The sequence below is a fragment of the Frankia sp. CcI49 genome, from assembly GCF_001983215.1.
Lineage (GTDB): Bacteria > Actinomycetota > Actinomycetes > Frankiales > Frankiaceae > Parafrankia > Parafrankia irregularis.
The window spans coordinates 132020-147208 of the sequence record NZ_MOWP01000015.1; the positions used below are offsets into that span (position 1 = coordinate 132020).

The window sequence follows — 15189 nt, forward strand, 5'->3', positions numbered from 1 at the left end:
GGTCATCGCGGCGAAGCGGTGCGGCCTCTCGTGGCCTCACGGAGACTGCGTTCCTGACTGGGCGGAGGGCGTGGCACCCTCGTCCGTGGCCTCAGCCGTCGTATCGCCGAGAAGCGGGCGCAACCACTGGGCAGCGGGATCGGAGTCGATGAGCAGAGCCTTGGTCAGCAACGTCATCGGAACCGCGAGCAGCGCCCCGAGCGGGCCGAGAACGAGCGTCCAGAAGACCACCGAGAAGAAGGTCAGCGTCGCGGACAGACTCACCACGTTCCCGACGACCTTCGGCTGGATGAACGACTGCACGACCATGTTGATCGATGAATAGACCGCCACGACCCAGAGCATGCGGGCGACCCCGCCCTCGAGCAGGCCGAGCAGCGCAGGTGGGAGCAGGCCCACCAGGAACCCGATGTTGGGGATGTAGTTGGTGATGAACGACAGCAGCCCCCACAGCAGCGGCAGCGGAATCGCCAGCCAGTGCAGCGCAAGCACATCGAGCGCCGCGACGACCAGCCCGAAGAGCGAGGAAACGGCAAGATAGCGGCGTGTGTTGCGGGCGAACGCCCGCAACGCGTTCACCAGGAGCGGCCGCGACTCGGCGGCCATGTCGAGCCGGCGCGCAAGCTGATCGCCGTCGATCGCCAGGAAGAAGACCAGAGCGACGAGGAACATCAGATTCGACCCCGCCGAGGTCAGCCCGGAAAGAATGTTCTGCAGCAGGCCGGACAGTTTGGACAGGTCGAGCCGGCCGACCGTCGTGCTGGCCTGCTCCGGCGTGACGCCGAGATCCTCCAGCCGTCGGGCCGCCTGGTTGAGCAGCTTGTCGAACTGTGTGGCGTAGTCCGGCAGCAGCGTGACAAGTCGGGCGGCCGCCGCGAYCAGGGCGACCACCAGACCGGCCATGATCGTATAGATAGTCGTCATCGTCACGGCGATGCCGACCCACCCGGGTGCGCCGCGGCGGCGTAGGCGCGCCTGCAGCGGATGGCACGTGACGACGAGGACCAACGCCAGGAATGCCGCGGCCAGAGTGTCCCGGAAGGCCCGCATCCCGGCTATGGTGACGACCGCCGACGCCAGTCCCAACAGAATGACCGTCGAACGCGCCAGCGATCCTTTTGAGGCATTGACTGACGACATCGGCACCGTATTCCGACCCTTCTACGGCCGCGCGCGCCGAGAGGCGTCGACGCGATGCCGATGAGCTTCACCAGCCGGGGGCGACGGATGTCGCGACGCCGCTGACCAGGAAATGTACCCCACTCATCGAGGGAGGAAGAACGGCATATCCCGTCCATGTCGACGCATTGATCGCGGTACGGCGGTGGGGCCGAGGCGCGACGCCGACCCTCGTCGTGCGGCCGTCGGCCGAGTACGACGTCGACGTGCTCGCACTGTCTGCCGAGGCGCCGGACCAATCGAACCATCACGACGGTTGAGGTGCCTCCACCTGGGGTCCGCCGGCAGCTGACGTTCCGGGATCCGCCACGGGGCGGACCCGCTCGAACGGACGTTTCAATCCTGAGTCCACGACAGGCTGCTGGCCCCGTAGGCCTGCTCGCCCCTACGCCCTGAGCGCCGTGCTGGTGCGGGCCCGGGCCCGGTGCCATTCGTCGCTGGTCGCGGCCACGACGCCCGCGACCGTGGTGACCGCGTCGACGCCGGAGACGGTGTGCCCGGCGCTGCCCGCGGGCTGACCTGCGCCACCTGGGGGTACGACCATGCTGGCGGTGACCCCGTTGGGCGCGGTGCTCAGGGTGATGTCGTCGAGGCTGGCGCTGACGACGGCGGCACGCCATTTCGGGTCCGCGCCGCTTTCCCGGGTGGCGATGAACTTCGTGCCCATGTAGCCGAGGTCGTAGCCGAGCGTGACAGCTGCCCAGAGTGCCGTGCCGTCGCTGATACCGCCGGCGAGAACCAGCGGTCCGTCATAGAACCGGCGAACGGCGCGGGCGAAGGCGAACGGGTTGGCCCAGCCGGTGTGACCGCCCGCCCCGGCGCTGAGCAACACGAGACCGTCGGCGCCCGCGTCCACCGCCTTGTGTGCGTGCGCGAGCGAGGCGACGTCCGCGAGGACGCGACAGCCCGCGCGGTGAAGCGGGTCGATCACCGGAACCGGGTTTCCGACACTGGTGATGACCAGCTCGACGGAACGGCGCGCAATCGTCTGGAGGTCGTCGTCGAGGCGTTTGTTCGCCCGGTGCACGATCAGGTTGGCGGCGACCGGGCCAGGCGTGGGAACGCTGGCGGCATCGTCCGCGGTTGTTCCCGTGGTACGAACAGCAGCCGCGATCTCGTCGAGCCACTCGTCGAGCTCGGCGTTCGAACCGCAGTTGCTGGTCGGGAACGCCCCGACGATTCCGGCGGAACAGGCGGCGGCCACGAGGGCCGGGGTCGACACCCTGGTCATCGGCGCGGCGATCAGCGGCAGCACCAGCCGGTCGGCCGGGAGCGGCCAGCCGATCGGCACCTCGTCGTTCTGTCTCATGACGTCTCGCTCTCCCCTTTTGTGTGCCGCATCGGACTGATCACGTTCGCTGCCTGCCTGCCTGCCTGCCTGCCTGCCTGCGGCGGCTTGACCGTGTGATGCAGACCGCACTATAACGGCCATAGACCTATAACGAGCATAGACGTCCCGAGGTTGGACGGCACGTGACCAACGGGGCCCGTGACGACAGATCGGGGAGTTGTGGGAGACACACGGAGTCGCCTGGGCACTGTCCGCCTGCCGGCTGTGCATCCGTTCCTGGGTGCCGACGTGCGGACGATGCTCGACGAACGGGCGCGGCGCCGGCGGGACCATCCGTTTCTGCTGTGGGAGCCGGCTCCCGGGGACGGGCCACGGCGTTCCTGGAGCTACGGCGAGTTCCACCGTGATGTGGAGGCCACCGCCGCCGGGCTCGCCGCCCGTGGCGTGACCGCAGGCGACACGTTGATCATCCATCTGGACAACAGCCCGGCCTTCCTGCACCTGTGGTTCGCGTGCGCGTGGCTCGGCGCGGTCGCGGTCGACGTCAACACCCGGTATGCCGAGGACGAGCTCGCCCATGCGATCGCGCTCACCGGGGCCGTCGCGATCGTGACCGATCCGCGGCTGGGTGCCGAGGGCACCGCCGCCGCGGCAGGACTGAGGTGGGTGGCTCGGCTGGACCCGGAGACGGGGACCGTGCCCGAGCTCTTCGCCGACCCGGCCACCGTGGCGCCGCGCCGGGCGCCCGACCCGAGCGCGCCGCTGTGCGTCCAGCTGACCTCGGGGACGACCTCGCGACCGAAGGCCGTGCTCTATACCCACGCCAACGCGCTGTGGGCGGCGAAGGTCGGCGCGGCGCACTGGCGGCTGTCACCGGACGACGCTGCGGCAGTGGGCACTCGAACGCCTTGACCCGCCGGCAGCGGGATGAGGCGTCCCCGAAGCGGGCAGGCAGCACCGTCACGGCGGCCCGCCCGGCGGGGGGAGGGATCCGCGGATCTGATCAGCCAGCGCGATCCGGGCTCGGACTCCCTGGTCTCCCTGGTCTCGCTCGCTCGATCGCGGCTTCGACGCCGGCGACCAGGAGTTCGATCATGATCCGCAGCTGGACGTCGAGGTCGTAGGTGCCCATGAGCACGGCGTCGGGGCCGAGTTCGGGCCGGAGGAGCTCGGGCCGGACCCGGTAGGTCAGGCCCGATCCGCCGGCCACCGGTTCCATGGTCCGCGCGGTGCGAACCGCGGCCTCGGCACGGGCATAGCCGAGGACCTGCAGGAGGAGGACCTTCGCGTAGCTTCCGGCATCCTCGTCGGTCAGCCCGGCCTGACGCATGATCGCGAGCGCCTCGCCCGACCACTGGGTGACAGCATGCGAGGTTGCGGTCGGCAGCAGATCCAGTACATGCGGATGCGCGAGCAGTTGTTCGCGCACGGCTGTGATGAACAGCCGTAGCCGTCGGTCCCAGGTCTGATCCGGGTCGGTGTTCAGCATCGTGTTCGAAAGGACGCGTTCGACGACCTGGTCGAGCAGTGCGGCTTTCGATCCGACATGCCAGTAGATGGTTGGCGCGCTCACGCCCAGCTGCTCGCCGAGCCGGCGGATCGTGAAACCGGCGACCCCGTCGGCGTCGATCAGGGCGAGTGCCGCCGTCACCACCGCGTCCGCGTCCAGCCCGACCGGCAGGTGCGACGTCGCCAGGCGCCGTGCGGCAGCGGCTCGGCGGTCAGGCACAACGTGACTGTAACGGTCCATGTCCTGACCACGGTGGCGACCTTGGTGGAAGATCCAGCGTCGTTCCGGCCCGGTTGGCCGTCGGTGCGCCGTGTGGGTCAGCCCGTGGCGCGGGAGGTGCCGAACATCGTGTCGAGGGTGACGGGCTCCAGCTGGCGCTGTTCGATCAGTTCCTGGACCTGGTCGAACAGGCCGGTGATGGTGGGATGGTTCGCGTGGCCGAGCATGATCGTTCCAGGCTGGAGATAGCGCCGGGCCTCGTTCATCAGCTGCTCCGGGGTCAGCACGGCGGAGTCACCGAAGGAGCCGTTCCAGATCATGATGTTCGTGTAGCCGATCTCGGCGACGACRCCGTCCACGTGACTGTTGTGGGATCCATAGGGCGGCCGGAACCAGGGCCGGCTGGTGATGCCGAAGGTCCGCTGGATCCATTCCTCGTTCCGCTCGACGTCCGCCCGGATGTCCGCGTCCGCCCGGCCACGGGCGAGCAGGTTGCGGTGCGTCCAGGTGTGGTTGCCGATCTGTACCTGGCCGGCCTCGATGAGGGGCCGCAGGGCGGCGGCATGCCGGCCCCAGATCGCCTCGTAGCAGCCGTTCGGCTGAAAGGTGATCGGGATCCCGCTGCGTTGCGCGAAGGCTACGTAGGCGGCGACCACCTCGGGTGCGTAACCGTCGTCGATGGTCAGGGCGATCCGTCGGGTCTGGCCCGGCGCCTGGAAGACGACCTTCGGGGGGCCGGGGTGTGGCGGTGGGATCGGTGGCAGCGCCGGGCCGGACGACATGCTCACCGAGCCCACGGTGGCGCCCTGGTCAGCGGGCCCGCTGGCGCCGGCGGCCAGCGGCGCCGGATGCTGCGCCGGCTGACCGGTCGGCCTGGTCGGACCGCCGGTCGGCGGTGTCCGTTGCTGCGTCGGCTGCCCGGGCGGAATGGATCCGGACGAACATCCGACGAGGAACTGGGCGGCACCGATGCTCAGCAGCGACAGCAGCGTTCTGCGCTCCACGCCGCGACATTAGCAACGATCACGGCCACTCCACTCGTTAGCCGACCAGGTCGGCATCAAGGGGACGGATTTCGGGCCCGGCCGGGCCGATTTGTCGGCGACGGACCGGGGTGGACGGATCCGGGTGGCCTGGCTGGCCCGCGTGGCTGGGGGGCGGATGGGGCCCGGCGCGGTGCGGCGGCGGCGGTTGGCGTCGTGACCCGGCCGCGACCCCGCTGCGAGGCGGCACTCCGCGGCGCAGGCCGGCCACGTCCTTGGCATCTCGCGGCCTTCTGAAACGTGACGCCGGTCACGGGCCGTTTGGTGATCTGCCTGTAGGTGACGGGGAAATGCGGAAAGTCAGCGATCGGGACCGTATCCGGTGACGCTGGGTGCTTGCCTTCGGTTCAAGATCCGGTCTAATGTTGTGCTCGTTCCGGTCGGAAGCACGAGTCCACCGGAGCGCTAACACCGGGCCGACGCCGAGTTCTGCCCACGGTTCCGGTGCATATCCTCTCTCATTTTCGCGGGGCAGAAACGGAGAACCCTGCCGGGGTTCTTCCGGGCGGGTGCGAAGAAGCATCGCCGCTGCGAGCCAGGCTTTTCGGCCAGTGTGCTCGCGTGCCCATTTCGGGCTTCCGTAGGTGTCGTGGGAAAGTATTTTTCTTGTCGATCCGACGCACAGTCAAGAGCAGCCTGCGTAACCGTCTCGCCGCCGTCACCATGGTGGGAGCCGTCACCACCGGTGTCGGGTTGATGGCTGCCTCTCCGGCGAGCGCCGCCTCCGACTCGTCCATCGCCCTGGCCGCCAAGAGCGCGGGCCTGTCCGGCTGCCGTGGCGTGCCGACGTCCACCTGGGTCGCCATCGCGCTGGCCGAGTCCGGCGGCAACCCGAGTGCCCGGCTCGCCACCAGCATCGAGGACTCCCGGGGCCTCTGGCAGATCAACACCTGGGCGCACCCCTGGACCAAGGGCATCAACCTGTACGACACCCACGCCAACGCGGCCGCGGCGAAGAAGGTCTGTTCCATGCAGGGCCCGACCGCCTGGTCGACCTACAGCAACGGCGCCTACCTGAAGTACCTCGGCCGCGGCCACGCCGCCGGCTGACCCGGCTGAGCTGAAGCAGGACCGCGCCCGTACGCCGACGCACGGCTGACACGGCGCGGAAGCCCGGACGCACGGAGGGCCTCCCCCAGTCGGGAGGCCTTCCGTCGTTTTCAGGGTTCACGGTGGGCCTGCCGGGCTCAACGTGGTCGGTGCTCGGCGGCCGGCGGCCATGAGCAACACGGTGCCCGCTCCGGCGGTGACCAGGCCGGCCACGGCGGTGGTCCGGATCTCGTCGCGCAGCGGCACGGTCAGCTGGTCGAGGACGGCCGTCGCGGCCTTCCTGAGCCTGTGGTCCCCGATGCCGTCGGTGACCGTGCCCGGGAGCCATACCGCCAGCGCCGCCCCGAGGGCGGCCATCGCGGCGGCAACGCCGAGGCCGACGATGACGAGCATGCGTCGGCGGTCGACGGCGGTCAGGACGGCGCCGGTGATCGTGGCGAGTGCGAGCGGTGGGAGCCAGAACGCGGCGCGGGTCAGCCAGCGGGCCGCCTGCCTGGCCCGGCCGATGTCGCCGACGGTCGCGACGGGCATGGTGACGGTCAGGGAGTCCAGCTGTTCCGGCGCGACGCCCAGGTCGGCGAGCTGGTGTGCCAGGGCGACGACGACCGGATTCAGCTCGATCGTCAGCAGGCCGTGGCTGTCCACGGCGACGACGCTGCCTGGCCGGCCGCGCAGGACCGCGACGAGCTGTTGGTGCGCGGTCCGGTTGGCGGCGGTCCAGATCGCGCTGAACGCGTCGCTGCGGACGAAGTCGAGCGTGATCCGGTAGGTCGCCTTTTCGACGCCGGCGGAAATCGGCCCGGAGAGGATGTCGGCGAGCGGGCCCGGCATGTCGTTCTGGGCGTCTGGGGAAAGACGTTTGCTGACGGCCTGCGCCACCTGTGTCGCCACCGCATCCTGGAGCGTGGGATTGCCGGCCAGTGGCGCGACGGTGCCGAGGTAGCGGTCGGTGTCGAGGATCTCGCCACGCAGCCAGCGGGCACTGACGGATGCCACGCAGAGGAGGCAGCCGAGGGTGCAGAGCGCGATCGTGGCGATCTGTCGGCGACGCCCCGGGCGGTTCGGTGGCTCGTCAGTCGGCGGCTTGTCAGTCCGCGGCTCGTCAGTCCGCAACGGTCGCGGGGCGTTCGATCGCGACCGCCGGCAGCTTTCGGGCGAGCGGAGCCGGCAGCCACCAGGCCCACCTGCCGAGAACCTGCATGACCGCCGGGACGATGAGGCAACGGATGACCAGTGCGTCCAGCAGGATCGCGACGGCGAGGCCGAGCCCGAACTGCTGGAGCATCCGCTCGGGGCTCAGCACGAAGGCGGCGAAGACCACGATCATGATTGCCGCCGCCGCGGTGATCACTTTGCCGGTCGAGGCCAGCCCTTCGCGTACCGAATGAGGGTGGTCCGACGTCTGGATCCATTCCTCGTGTATGCGGGAGATCAGGAAGACCTCGTAGTCCATGGACAGCCCGAACACGATCGCGAAGATCAGTGCCGGGATGAACGCCTCGACCGGCCCTGGCTGTGCACCGAACCACCCGTGCTGGAAGACCAGCGTGATCACGCCGAGCGCGGCGGAGATCGACAGCAGGTTCAGGATGGCCGCCTTGACGGGGATCCAGATGGATCGGAAGACGAGCAGGAGCAGGAGCGAGGAGAGGCCGACGACGACGGCGACGAACAGTGGCAGCCGGGCCGCGAGCGTCGCGGAGACGTCCTGGGAGGCGGCGGTGGCGCCGCCCACGAGGACCTCGGCGCCGGTCTGGTGTTCCAGCGGCGGCGCGACGTCGTCGCGCAGGTGGTGCACGAGATCGACGGTGCCTTCGGCCTGCGGTGATGTGGTCGGGTAGACGAAGATCGTGGACAGGGTGCCGTCCTCGGAGGGCAGGGCCGGGCTCGCCGCGGCGACCCCCGGGGTCCTCGCGAGCTCCGCCTGGACGGTCTTCCCGGCCTCGGCGCCGCCCTTGACCAGGATGATCAGCGGGCCGTTGAAGCCGGGGCCGAAACCGTCGGTGAGCAGGTCGTAGGCCCGGCGCGAGGTGGTTTCCACCGGGTCGTTGCCCGAGTCGGCGAAGCCCAGCCGCATGCCCAGCGCCGGCGCGGACAGCGCCAGCAGAACGATCAGGCMGACCAGAAGCGTCGGGACGGGACGGCGCTGCACAGCCCCGGCGACGGCCCGCCAGCGGTTGCCTTCGGTCCTGCCCTTCGCGGTGGCCCTGGCCTGCTGCCTCATGACATGACGCTGGAGGCGACCTCCGAACAGCGCCAGCAGCGCGGGCAACAGGACGAGGGATGCGGCCATGGTGATCGCGACGGTGATGGCCACGGCGAGGGCGATGCCCTGCAGGGAACCCAGCCCCAGGGCCACCAGGCCGAGCAGGGCGACGATGACGGTGCATCCGGCGAAGAAGACCGTGCGCCCGGCGGAGTCCAGAGCCCTGCGGCCGGCCTCGGCGGGATCGGCGCCGCCGAGTAGCTCGTGCCGGTACCGGTAGAAGATCAACAGGGCGTAGTCGACGCCGACACCGAGCCCGACGAGCATCAGGATCGGCGGGGTGAAGTCGGCGATGGTGAAGATGTGCGAGGCCAGGGCGATCAGGCCGATGGCACCGCCGACCGCGAACAGCGCGGTGACCAACGGCACGGTGGCGGCCAGCGCGGAGTGGCGGAGACGGCGTTGGCCGCCATCAAGGAAGGCAGCAAGGAGGGCCTGCGGGAGCTGCGCGCCACCCTCGGCATGCTGCGCCAGGTCGACGAGGAGGCCCCCACCGCGCCCACGCCGGGCCTGGCCGGGCTCGACGACCTGATCGTCTCGGCCACCCGGGCGGGCCTGGACGTGCGCGTCGACGAGCGTGGAGCCGGGCCGTCGCCGCCCGCCGCGGTGGACCTCGCCGCCTACCGCATCGTCCAGGAGTCACTGACGAACGCCGCCCGGCACAGCGGCGCCCGGCACGTGACCATCCGGATCCACCGCGATGACCGGCAGCTGACGATCGGCATCGAGGACGACGGCCGGGGCTCGGCTCCCGCCGGCAACGCGGGCGGTACGGGCATCGCCGGCATGACGGAACGGGCCCGCGCGCTGGGCGGCATGCTGAGCGCGCGGCCTGGGCCTGCGGGCGGCTTCGTCGTGCGTGCCCGGCTACCGTTCACAGTCCCCGACAAGCCGATGGACGATTGGGGTGCCGATGATCAGGATCCTGCTGGCGGATGACCAGCGACTCGTCCGGGCCGGCATCCGCTCGATCCTCGACGACGAGGACGACCTCGAGGTGGTTGCCGAGGCAGCCGACGGGCAGGCCGCCGTCCGCGGCTGCCGTGAGCTGCGGCCCGACGTGGTCCTGATGGACATCCGCATGCCGGGCATGGACGGGCTGGAGGCTGCCCGGCTCATCGCCGAGGACAGCGAGCTGTCGACCGTGAAGGTGGTCATGCTGACGACCTTCGACCTCGACGACCACGTCTACGGGGCGTTGCGTGCCGGCGCGACGGGCTTCCTGGTCAAGGACACCGAACCGGCCGAGCTCCTGCACGCCGTGCGGGTGGCCAGGCGGGGTGATGCGCTGATCAGCCCGTCCGTCACCCGTCGGCTCATCGCCGAGTTCGCGGGCCGGGAGAAGGCCCGGGAGCCCGATGCCCGGCTCGACGTTCTCACCGGCCGTGAACGTGAGGTCATGCGTCTGGTCGCCGCGGGACGCACCAACGACGAGATCGCCGCGCGACTGGTGATCTCCCCCCTGACCGCGAAGACCCATGTCAGCCGCATCATGGCGAAACTGGGTGCCCGGGACAGATCCCAGGTCGTGGTCATGGCGTACGAGTACGGAATGGTCAGCCCCGGCCGGCCTGCGGACCAGACGTCCTGAATCGGAAACAGGTCAGGTGCCGGAGTAGGGCAGCCGCATGCCGATGGTGTGCGCGTCGCGCGCGGCGGCCAGGTCGAACCGTCGGGCTTCGTCGGCATGCCCGGCGCGGCGTAGCGCCTGGGCGAGCCGCCGCCGGGTACGGATCACGAACGGCACCCCACCGGTCTTCTCGGCAAGCAGCAGCGACGACCGCAGGTCGGCGACGCCTTCGTCCACCCGGCCCAGCGCCAGCGCGAGGCCGCCCCGGTACAGGGCGGCCGGGCCCATGCAGGTCAGGCCGAGCACAAAGGTCACCAGCGACTCGCCGTACCCCGCGATGCGGTCCGCGAGGCCGGTCGCCCACTCGGCCATGTCCGGGACGGCGTCGACCAGCTGCGCCACGATCTCGGCGAGAAGCACGACGTAGACCGGTTCCATGGCACCAGGCGCGACGTCGGCCAGGTCCGGCCGGACGAGGCGGCGGACCTCACGTGCCGCCGCCTCGGGGCGCCCGGTGTCCGCGAGCGCGAGGGCGCGGATCAGCGCCCACTCGGCGATCACCTGTTCCTCCATGTCCTCCACCTGCGGGAGGAAGTCGCCCAAGGTGGCGCGGTCCCAGGCGGTGATGCCGTGGATGGTGGCGGCGGACTGGGTGAGCGCGTTGATCGCCCCGGGCGTCACACCCGGCAGCGGCCCGCCCAGAACCGCCGCGACCTCGGCGGCCTGGTCGTACCGCCCCGCGTAGAGGTGGTGCATCGCCTGCCAGCAGCGGTCCAGCAGGTCGAAGTCAGGATCGCGCACCTGGCGCAGCCGCCGGCTGAAGGCGGCGGACTCGCCCTCGGCGGCTTCGACCTCGCCCAGCTCCCACAGGACGGCCCGACGCAGGTGCCGGGCCACCAGCTCGCCGCTCGGCGGGCCCTCGACCGTCGCCAGCAGCGTGTCGGCGATCGCCAGCCGAAGGCCGGTGTGCGCCGGTGTCCAGGCCGCGAGCGCCCGGGCGATCAGCAGGCCGGCGGGTTCCTCGGCCGCCCCGGGCCGGGTCGTGCGCTGCTCGGCGAGCACCTCGGCGGCCCGCCCGATGAGCCGGCTCGCCGCCGCCGGCTCGCCATAGCACGCCCGGACGGCCGCCGAGGTGAGCAGCCGGAGGCGGAGGTCCCCTTCGGCCGCGGGCAGTGCCGCCGCCGCGGCGTCCAGATCGGCGATCAGGCCCGGCACCGGGACGTAGAACAGCGAGCTGTAGCCGCCGACCGCGTCGCCGGCGCGGGTCAGCGTCGCGAGTCCCGCGCGGACGGTGTCGCCGTGCGCGGTGGCGATTCTGGCGGCCTCGGTGAGCACCTGCTGTGCCTGCGCGAAGGCGGTGGACCGCCGTAGCGCCTCACCGCGGATCACCATCAGGTCGACCCGCAGGTCAGGACGGTCCCCGGGAACGAGGTCCAAACCGTGGCCGGCGAGGCTCGCCGCGTCCTCGAACGCGAACTGCGCGAGCGCGGCCCTTGCCGCGACCGCCTGCGCCTGGGCGGCGCGCAGGTCGGGATGTCCGGCCGCGGCCACGCGAAGATGGTGCGCGAGCACCGCGGCAGGTACCGACGCGCCCTGGTGGGCGACCAGGGCGTCGGCGACGAGGCCGGCCAGCCGGGCCCGCTCGGCGGTGCCCATCCCGACCAGCACGGCCTCCCGGACGATGTCGTGGGTGAACCTCAGCCGTCCCGGAGCGGGCACGTCGGCCAGCCCGGCGGCGACGGCGATGTCCACCGCGTCGAGCGCGCCGGCCTGGGACAGCCCGGCGGCGGCTGTCACCACCGGCAGCGCCGCCTCGCGGCCGGCCACCGCGGCGGCGGCGAGCAGGCTCGTCAGGCCGGTGGGCATCGCGGCCAGCCGCGCGAGCACGGTGTCGCGCACCCCGGTCGGCAGCGTGCCGGCCGCTGCGGCCTGGTCAACAACCGTGGCCTGGTCAACAACCGTGGCCTGGCCGTCCACCGTGGCCTGGCCGTCCGCCGTGGCCTGGCCGGCAGAGGTGGTCGCCGCCAGCCGGGCGAGCTCGACGACGAAGAAGGGATTGCCGGCGGTGCGGCGGCGGACGGCTGCGGCCTGCTCGGGGGTGGGCGCCATGCCGCTCACGGCGCCGAACAGGCGGCCGACGTCCGTCGGTGGGAGCCCGGCCAGCTCCACCCTGGTCAGGGCGGGGTGACGGGCGAGCACGCCGAGCAGCCGGCGCAGCGGCTCGCCGTCCTGGCCGCCCCCGGCGGGGTCGCCGGGTGCGGCCGTCCCGCCGCGCCCCGGACGGAAGCTGCAGACCAGCAGCACCGGGACGTCCGTCAGCTCGCCGGCGAGGATCTCCAGCATCGCGGTCGAAGCCGGGTCGGCCCAGTGCAGATCCTCGAGCAGCGCCAGCACCGGACCGGCGGAGGCGAGCTCGGCCAGATGGCGGCCGATCGCCAGCGCCACCTCGAACCGGACCGGACCGTCACCGTCCCGGACCGCCCCGAAGGCGCCCACCACCTCCGCGGGCAGGCCTCGCAGCAGCTGCCGCCATGGCCAGTAGGCCGGGGCGCCGGAGACCTGCGTGCAGCGGCCCCAACGGGTCTGCGCCGGTACCCGCCGGGCGAGTTCCTCCAGCAGCCTGGTCTTCCCGATGCCTGCCTCGCCGGACAGCAGGGCCACGCCGGTCGCCTGCTCGGTGGCGGTCCGCTCCCACGCCTGTTCGAGGGCGGCGAGCTCCCGGTCCCGGCCAAGCAACGGCAGCCGCCCGCCGGCGGCCCCGGCGGTGGCAGGCGCGGTGGCAGGCGCGGCGAGCGTGGGGGCGGTCAGGGCCGCGGCGGCGAGGACGCCGGTGTGGGGGGCGCCGGTGTGGGGGACGCCGGGCCGCGCCAGCCCGGCGTCGTGGCGCAGGATCGCGGTCTCCAGCTCCCGGAGCTCCGGCCCCGGTTCGAGGCCCAGATCATCCGCCAGGGTCTGCCGTGCCTGACGAAGAACGGTGAGCGCGTCGGCCTGCCGGCCACCGCGGTAAAGCGCGGTGGCGAGCTGGGCGTGAAGCCTCTCCTGCAGCGGGTGCTGGCTGGTCAGGACGCGCAGCTCACCGATCACCGCATCGTGTTCGCCCAGGTCGAGCCGGACGGCGAGGAGGTCCGCGCGGACGGCCATCTGGTCCTCCGCCAGCTTCACCCGTGCCGCTTCGGCCGCCGGGTGGTCCGCCAGGTCGGCGAACGGCTCACCCCGCCAGAGGGCGAGCGCACGCTTCAGATGAGCGCGGGCACCGACCGGGTCCCCGTCGTCGAGCGCCCGCCTGGCGAGTGCCCGTAACTCGTCGAGGCGCCCGGTGTCGAGATCTGCGGGGGAGACCGCGAGGGCGTAGCCGGAGCCTCGGGTGACGAGCAGCCGGTACGGCGGGCTGGCCTCCGGCTCCAGGATCCGGCGCAGCACGGACAGATGGCCCTGCAGTGTGGACCGCGCGGCGGGTGGCGGTTCGCCCTGCCACAGCTCGTCGGCCAGTGCGTCCGCGGTGACGGTGACGCCGGGCCGCAGCAACAGGAGGGTGATCAGCTCCCGGCGCCGCCGCGGGCCGAGCTCCAGCGGGGAGCCGTCGCCGTCGCCAGCGGTGGCCGTGGCTGTGGTGGCGGTGGTGGCTGTGGTGGCTGTGGTGGCTGTGGCCGTGGTCGGCCCGAGTACGCCGAACCGCACCGGAGAGGAGCTGCTCACCGCTGCGATCGACCCCCGAATCGTCGCCGGCCGCCGAGCCCAGCCGGACGCAAGGCGCACGCAAGGCTTTCACCGCCGAACGGCCAGCGTAGTCGGCAACAGTCGTCCGTGGCGATGGGCGCGGCACGCGGCCGCCCCGATCCCAGGTCCCGGTCATGAAGGAGGAGCAATGTCCACTGTGGAGTCACAGCCGCTCGGCGGCGCGCCGCGGGTACCGCGCTCGGCGCGGCCACCGCAGGCCCCCGCGCCGGCGACGTCGGATGACACGACGCTGCGCCGGGTCCTGCTCGGTGCCGGCGGTGTCCTGTTCGCGCTGGGAAACCTGCTGCACCCGCTCGAGCACAACGAGGCGGCCGAACAGGCGGCCACCTGGTCCGCCGCCCACCTGCTCTTCGGAATCGGCGGTGTGCTGATCGCCGCCGGGCTGCCGCTGCTGGCGGGCCGCCTCGGGCCTGGCCGACTGGCCCGGGCCGCCTACGCGCTGGTCTGGATCGGGTTCGTGACGATGCCCGCGAACGCCTACATCGAAATGTTCGTCGCACCGAACATCGACCACCACACCCTGCACGAGATCGAGTCCGACATGACGCTGGTCGCCCTGCCGGTCGCGTTCGCGTTCATCATCGGAGTTCCGCTGCTCGGCATCGTCGGCTGGCGGGCCGGCGGGCTGTCCAGGCCGGTGGCCGCGGGTCTCGTCCTCGCCGGTGTGACGCTCCTGTTCGGGCAGGGCCTGCCGGTGAAGGAAGGCTACTGGATCATCCCAGCCACCGTCGTCGCCGGCCTGGCGCTGGCGGCGACCACCCTGCCGTGGAGCGACAGCAGGCAGCCGCGACGAGGCGGGAGCTGAACGAGTGCGCCCGTTCCACACCACCTCCGGCACCGCCGGGGGTGGCCCGCGGACGGCCCCGGCGGGCAGGCCGGCGCCCGTCCCGCTCGCCACCGCGGCGACGACCGGCGGCTCCTACGGCCTGCTCCGGGTACGGCTGCTGCCCGCCGACGAAGCGCCGTACCTGATCCACCACGGCGAGGACCGGTCGTTCGTCGTCCTGGACGGACGGATGCGGGTGGAGGCCGCCTCACGCCACTTCACCGCCGCCACCGGAGACCTCGTCTTCGTCCCCCGCGACCGGCCGCACCGGTGCCTGGCCCTGGACGGGCCGGCCGACGTGCTCATGCTGTTCACGCCGGGTGGGGCCGAAGGGCTCTACCTCGCGCTCTGGCCGCCGGGGCACGACGCCGACCTCATCGCGCCGCTGTCGGCCGAGTACAACGTCGACGTGCTCGTCCAGTCCGGCGAGGCACCGGACGAACCAGGCTCGGGTTGAGCCCGGCCGCGGTCACCGCGCGGCGGTGGCGTCACGGTGG

General features: G+C 71.9%; 12 protein-coding genes and 1 pseudogene. 6 read left to right on the plus strand and 7 right to left on the minus strand.

From position 1 onward, the window contains the following. Window positions 1-36: 36 nt before the first annotated feature. A complete protein-coding gene (locus tag CcI49_RS13950; RefSeq protein ID WP_241840054.1) occupies window positions 37-1086 on the minus strand; it encodes an AI-2E family transporter in 1050 nt (349 codons plus the stop codon). Window positions 1087-1564: 478 nt separating this feature from the next. Beyond that, window positions 1565-2488 (minus strand): nitronate monooxygenase, encoded by a 924-nt coding sequence (locus tag CcI49_RS13960; RefSeq protein WP_076827020.1) that lies wholly within the window; start codon window positions 2486-2488, stop codon window positions 1565-1567. 279 nt (window positions 2489-2767) lie between these two features. On the opposite strand from CcI49_RS13960, the gene CcI49_RS13965 reads away from it, so the two are divergent. Beyond that, complete coding sequence (locus tag CcI49_RS13965) at window positions 2768-3382, plus strand: class I adenylate-forming enzyme family protein (protein ID WP_116437407.1); 615 nt, start codon at window positions 2768-2770, stop codon at window positions 3380-3382. 91 nt (window positions 3383-3473) lie between these two features. On the opposite strand, the gene CcI49_RS13970 is transcribed toward CcI49_RS13965, so the two are convergent. Then, window positions 3474-4220: a TetR family transcriptional regulator gene (locus CcI49_RS13970; protein ID WP_076827024.1), complete on the minus strand. Its 747-nt coding sequence runs from the start codon at window positions 4218-4220 to the stop codon at window positions 3474-3476. Window positions 4221-4297: 77 nt separating this feature from the next. After that, a complete protein-coding gene (locus CcI49_RS13975; RefSeq protein WP_054569461.1) occupies window positions 4298-5203 on the minus strand; it encodes a polysaccharide deacetylase family protein in 906 nt (301 codons plus the stop codon). A 645-nt stretch (window positions 5204-5848) separates the two neighbouring features. Between CcI49_RS13975 and CcI49_RS13980 the strand changes: the two genes are divergently transcribed. Then, on the plus strand, window positions 5849-6292 hold the full coding sequence (locus CcI49_RS13980) for a transglycosylase SLT domain-containing protein (protein WP_076827026.1): 444 nt from the start codon (window positions 5849-5851) through the stop codon (window positions 6290-6292). A gap of 117 nt (window positions 6293-6409) precedes the next feature. Here the strand turns inward: CcI49_RS13980 and CcI49_RS13985 are convergent, their stop codons facing one another. Together CcI49_RS13985 and CcI49_RS13990 are read right to left on the minus strand one after the other, a co-directional pair. Next, window positions 6410-7288, minus strand: a complete 879-nt coding sequence (locus tag CcI49_RS13985; RefSeq protein WP_131831090.1) for a hypothetical protein — start codon at window positions 7286-7288, stop codon at window positions 6410-6412. Window positions 7289-7394: 106 nt separating this feature from the next. Next, a pseudogene (locus CcI49_RS13990) lies at window positions 7395-8939 on the minus strand (MMPL family transporter); the annotation flags it as partial. Between the two features lie 21 nt (window positions 8940-8960). Between CcI49_RS13990 and CcI49_RS13995 the strand changes: the two are divergent. Continuing rightward, a complete protein-coding gene (locus CcI49_RS13995; RefSeq protein ID WP_198955526.1) occupies window positions 8961-9497 on the plus strand; it encodes an ATP-binding protein in 537 nt (178 codons plus the stop codon). After that, window positions 9472-10149 carry a response regulator transcription factor gene (locus CcI49_RS14000; protein WP_076827346.1) on the plus strand — a complete coding sequence of 226 codons (678 nt, stop codon included), beginning with the start codon at window positions 9472-9474 and terminating at the stop codon, window positions 10147-10149. The genes CcI49_RS13995 and CcI49_RS14000 overlap by 26 nt, the downstream gene beginning before the upstream one ends. Before the next feature lie 12 nt (window positions 10150-10161). Here the strand turns inward: CcI49_RS14000 and CcI49_RS14005 are convergent, their stop codons facing one another. Further along, entirely contained in the window at window positions 10162-13824 is a 3663-nt protein-coding gene (locus tag CcI49_RS14005; protein WP_158230767.1) for an AfsR/SARP family transcriptional regulator, read from the minus strand. Between the two features lie 169 nt (window positions 13825-13993). On the opposite strand from CcI49_RS14005, the gene CcI49_RS14010 reads away from it, so the two are divergent. Together CcI49_RS14010 and CcI49_RS14015 are read left to right on the plus strand one after the other, a co-directional pair. Continuing rightward, window positions 13994-14671 carry a hypothetical protein gene (locus tag CcI49_RS14010; protein WP_076827034.1) on the plus strand — a complete coding sequence of 226 codons (678 nt, stop codon included), beginning with the start codon at window positions 13994-13996 and terminating at the stop codon, window positions 14669-14671. Window positions 14672-14675: 4 nt separating this feature from the next. Then, window positions 14676-15149, plus strand: coding sequence for a cupin domain-containing protein (locus CcI49_RS14015; protein ID WP_054569457.1), 474 nt, complete (start codon window positions 14676-14678; stop codon window positions 15147-15149). Window positions 15150-15189: the final 40 nt, after the last annotated feature.

Excerpts from the sequence above, each read along its gene's own strand:
- CcI49_RS13960 (WP_076827020.1), bottom strand. The coding sequence starts at position 2,488 with ATGAGACAGAACGACGAGGTGCCGATCGGCTGGCCGCTCCCGGCCGAC.
- CcI49_RS13965 (WP_116437407.1), top strand. The coding sequence starts at position 2,768 with ATGCTCGACGAACGGGCGCGGCGCCGGCGGGACCATCCGTTTCTGCTG.
- CcI49_RS13970 (WP_076827024.1), bottom strand. The coding sequence starts at position 4,220 with ATGGACCGTTACAGTCACGTTGTGCCTGACCGCCGAGCCGCTGCCGCA.
- CcI49_RS14000 (WP_076827346.1), top strand. The coding sequence starts at position 9,472 with ATGATCAGGATCCTGCTGGCGGATGACCAGCGACTCGTCCGGGCCGGC.
- CcI49_RS14010 (WP_076827034.1), top strand. The coding sequence starts at position 13,994 with ATGTCCACTGTGGAGTCACAGCCGCTCGGCGGCGCGCCGCGGGTACCG.